The sequence below is a fragment of the Sphingobacterium sp. T2 genome (assembly GCF_000814685.1).
In the GTDB taxonomy this organism is placed as follows: Bacteria; Bacteroidota; Bacteroidia; order Sphingobacteriales; family Sphingobacteriaceae; genus Sphingobacterium; species Sphingobacterium thermophilum.
The window spans coordinates 1-4,299 of the sequence record NZ_JXAC01000053.1 but is presented as its reverse complement, the minus strand read 5'-3'; the positions used below and the strand labels follow the sequence as shown (position 1 = coordinate 4,299).

Sequence of the window (4,299 nt, the reverse complement as noted above, 5' to 3'; positions counted from 1 at the left end):
CAACCGGATATCATTTTGGATGTATCTGACTACTGGGACATCAAGGAAAAGTCGATTTTGGCGTATAAGACACAGTTTAACGCATCTAATAATGATGACGGCCCACAGACCTATATTTCCACCCCGGAATTTTTAGAGTATACGAGGGCCCGAGGTAGAGAATTCGGACGAAATATCCAGGTTGCCTTCGGGGAAGGTTTCACCGCTCGAAAACTGTTAGGCGTTGATGATTTATTCAGCTTAAGATAAAAAAACAAAAAGAGGGATTTCATTTTAAAATACCTCTTTTTGTTTTTAAATCCCGTTTACAATCTTATAATTGCTTGTCTAATTTTGCTGTAAGTACTGATTTTGGTACAGCACCGATTTGTTTGTCAACGATTTCTCCGTTTTTGAAGAATAATAAAGCAGGAATATTTCTGATACCGTAACGTACTGAAATATCTGGATTGTTGTCTACATTTACTTTGCCGACAACAGCTTTACCTTCATATTCTTTAGCGATTTCGTCAACTAAAGGACCTACCATACGGCAAGGACCACACCATTCAGCCCAAAAATCAATTAAAACTGGTTTATCTGATTTTAATACAAGCTCATCAAAGTTGCTATCTGTAATTTCTAATGCCATAACTATACGCTCTTTATATTTTTATTCCTCAACAAAGATAATTATTTCAGAGGTAATTACACGGTAATTGCAATGTAATAATTATTTATACACTATCAATTTAATTTATATTTGACTCCTTCCATGCTTTCAATGGTTTCTATCAGCTCATTGGTGATTTTAATTTTTTTCGTTTTTGCGGGCATTTCCACGGCAATGTTATCTTGAACATCCACCACCATAAATTTGAGCTGACAGTTTGCTACTTCTCCTTCAGGGGTAGTAGCTTCCACTGCCTCATGTATTTTATGGATTATTTCTTCATCAAGCTGGTGTAGGGCTATCTGTATGGTAAAGCTTTTAGCATACTTGTCGCGCAGGTCTGACAGTAGCTGTATGCTTTTCAACTCAAAGCTCCAGTTGCCTACTTGACGGAAACGTTCCTGTACCAGCCCTTTGATTTGCACGAAATAGCCTTCCTGAAGGTATCCTTTGAACTTGACGTAATCTTCGCCGAAGACCGCAATTTCGAAGGAGTCGGTATAATCTTCTATGACGAACGAGCCGAAAGGTTTTCCTGCTTTTGAGACTTTATGTGCTGCACTGGCTATAATGCCTCCCACTACGACTTCTTTGTTTTTTATTCTGTTGAAGTCTAGCAGCACTTCTTCATCCACTTCAGCGGCTTTAACTTTATTGATAAGTTGCAGGTCTGACACTTTATGTGGACAGAAATTTTTGATTTCGAATTTATAGTTATCTAGCGGGTGACTGGTCAGGTATATACCTATCACGTCCTTTTCGTACTTCAGCTTTTCGAGGAGGCCCCACGGCTGGCAAGGTGCTAGCACTGGCTCCGGCAGAGATGTGGCTGCTCCTCCTCCGAAGAGGGAGGCTTGTGCTGAGCTTTCGTTTTCGCGGAAGCGATGTCCGAATTTTATAGCCTTTTCTATACCTGTGCTATTGTCACCATCTTTATGGAAATATTGAGCTCGGTGCGTGTCTTTGAAGCAGTCGAAGCCGCCGGCATAAGCTAGGGATTCAAATGCTTTTTTGTTTGCTGCACGTAAATCTATACGTTTAGCAAAGTCGAAGATAGACTTATAAGGTCCTTCTTCACGATTTTGCACTATGGTATCTACAGCGCCGGCACCTACGCCTTTCACCGCACCGATTCCGAAACGTATGGCTCCACTTTCGTTTACTGTAAATTTGTAGTGCGATTCGTTGACATCAGGCCCCAGCACTTCGAGTCCCATGCGTCTACACTCTTCCATGAAGAAGGTCACCTGTTTGATATCGTTCATGTTGTTGGACAGTACGGCTGCCATATATTCTGCGGGGTAGTGCGCTTTGAGGTATGCTGTCTGGTACGCCACCCATGCATAACAAGTGGAGTGGGATTTGTTGAAGGCATAACTCGCAAAGGCCTCCCAGTCCGTCCATATTTTTTCCAGAATTTTAGGGTCGTGACCACGTTCTGCCGCTTGGTTGATGAATTTCGGTTTCATTTTATCCAATACGGTCTTTTTGTTTTTTACCCATGGCCTTACGCAAGACGTCGGCATCACCTTTGGAGAAACCAGCCAGCTTCTGTGAAAGCAGCATTACCTGCTCTTGATAAACTGTAATACCGTAAGTTTCTTTAAGGTATTCTTCGCAGGCTTCTAAGTCATAGGTGATAGGCTCTATGCCGTGCTTACGTCGGATGAAGGAAGGAATATACTCCATAGGTCCCGGACGGTAGAGAGCGTTCATGGCAATGAGGTCGGCGAAGACTGTGGGCTTAAGCTCCTTCATGTATTTCTGCATGCCGGGAGACTCGTACTGGAATATTCCGACAGTTTCACCGCGTTGGAAAAGCTCATAGGTGAGCTCATCATCGATAGGGAAGTTGTCGGGGTCCAGCTCTATGCCGTGGCGCAGCTTGACGTTGGCTACAGTATCTTTGATGAGGGTTAGCGTTTTCAGCCCTAGGAAGTCCATTTTCAAGAGGCCAGCACTTTCTACCACCGAGTTGTCAAATTGTGTCACCCATAAGTCCGAATCTTTAGCGATGGAAACAGGGACAAAGTTGGTGATGTCGTCCGGTGTGATAATAACACCACAGGCGTGTATACCTGTATTTCTCATGGATCCTTCTAAGACACGTGCCTGGCGGATGGTCTCAGCTTCCAGACCGGCCCCTTCGGCCAAGGCTTTAAGCTTGTTGACTGCTTCCAATTCTTCCGCACGCAACACCTCTTTGAGGGCTTCCTCTTCCATGGAGAAAATTTTGCTCAGCTTCAGGTTAGGGATGAGCTTGGCAATCTCGTTGGTCTCCACGAGAGGAAGGTCCAGCACACGTCCCGTATCACGGATAGAGGACTTTGCCGCCATAGTTCCGTAGGTGATGATCTGTGCTACCTGAGAGGCTCCATATTTGTCTATCACATACTGCATGACGCGGCTGCGGCCTTCATCGTCGAAGTCAATATCGATATCGGGCATGGATACCCGGTCCGGATTTAGGAAACGCTCGAAAAGGAGGTCATACTTGATAGGGTCTAGGTTAGTGATACCTAAGCAGTATGCTACTGCCGACCCTGCTGCCGACCCCCGTCCCGGCCCTACAGATACTCCCATGCGCCGTGCAGCAGAGATAAAGTCCTGTACGATGAGGAAGTATCCCGGATATCCTGTACGTTCGATAGTTTCCAGCTCGAAATCCAGACGTTCGCGGATCTCGTCGGTAATCTCTTTATACCGTCTTTTAGCTCCTTCGTAGGTGAGGTGGCGTAGATAGGCATTTTCACCTCTTTTGCCGCCATCTATCTCATCTTCCGGATGTTGAAACTCTTCCGGAAGATCAAACTTAGGAAGCAGGATGTTCCGGTTAAGTGAATATATTTCTACTTTGTCTAATATCTCTTGGATGTTGAGGATAGCTTCCGGCAAATCTTCGAAGGCTTTTTTCATTTCTTCTGCCGACTTAAAATAGTATTCCTGGTTTGGAAGACCGTAGCGGAAGCCACGTCCTCGACCTATAGGTGTGGACAGCTTTTCACCATCTTTAACACAGAGTAAGATGTCGTGAGCATGTGCGTCGGATTTGTTGACGTAATAGGTGTTGTTTGTCGCTACGATTTTGACATTGTGTTTACGGGCAAGAGCTATCAGCGTTTCGTTGACGCGGTCTTCGTCCTCTTGACCATGACGCATTATTTCTATGTAAAAGTCCTCGCCGAATTGTTCTTTCCACCACAATAAAGCCTCTTCAGCTTGGTTTTCACCGACATTCAATATCTTGCTGGGAATTTCTCCTTGCAGATTTCCTGACAGCACGATAATATTTTCTTTGTATTGTTCTACTACAGAGCGGTCGATGCGGGGAACGTAGTAGAACCCTTCGGTATAGGCTATGGATGCCATCTTGGCCAGATTATGATATCCAGCTTTATTTTTGGCGAGAAATACGACCTGATAGCCATTGTCTTTTCGGTTTTTATCTTTACGGTCGTCGCAGATATAGAACTCACATCCCACGATTGGTTTAATAATCTGGCCTTTTGGTTCATCACCGGCGGCAATAGCTTCCTGATTTTTGCTTCCACATCTTTGTTGYGCGCCTACACTTGCTGATCGAAATGGAACGCTCCATCATATTGCCATGTCTGTCATGTGCCACTGCCGGCATGTTGTGTTTTGCC

1 protein-coding gene and 2 pseudogenes are annotated in these 4,299 nt (G+C 44.6%); 1 reads left to right on the top strand and 2 read right to left on the bottom strand.

Going from position 1 to position 4,299, the window contains the following annotated elements; all coding sequences use genetic code 11:
* Positions 1 to 249: pseudogene (locus SD31_RS17060) on the top strand (bacillithiol biosynthesis deacetylase BshB1); the annotation flags it as partial.
* A 64-nt stretch (positions 250 to 313) separates the two neighbouring features.
* Here SD31_RS17060 and trxA read toward each other — a convergent pair.
* Positions 314 to 631 carry a thioredoxin gene (trxA, locus tag SD31_RS04615; RefSeq protein WP_039053280.1) on the bottom strand — a complete coding sequence of 106 codons (318 nt, stop codon included), beginning with the start codon at positions 629 to 631 and terminating at the stop codon, positions 314 to 316.
* A gap of 95 nt (positions 632 to 726) precedes the next feature.
* Positions 727 to 4,299: pseudogene (gene dnaE, locus SD31_RS21170) on the bottom strand (DNA polymerase III subunit alpha); the annotation flags it as partial.

What these genes read in the sequence shown, in the direction of transcription:
- trxA (WP_039053280.1), bottom strand. Translation starts at nt 631, where the DNA reads ATGGCATTAGAAATTACAGATAGCAACTTTGATGAGCTTGTATTAAAA.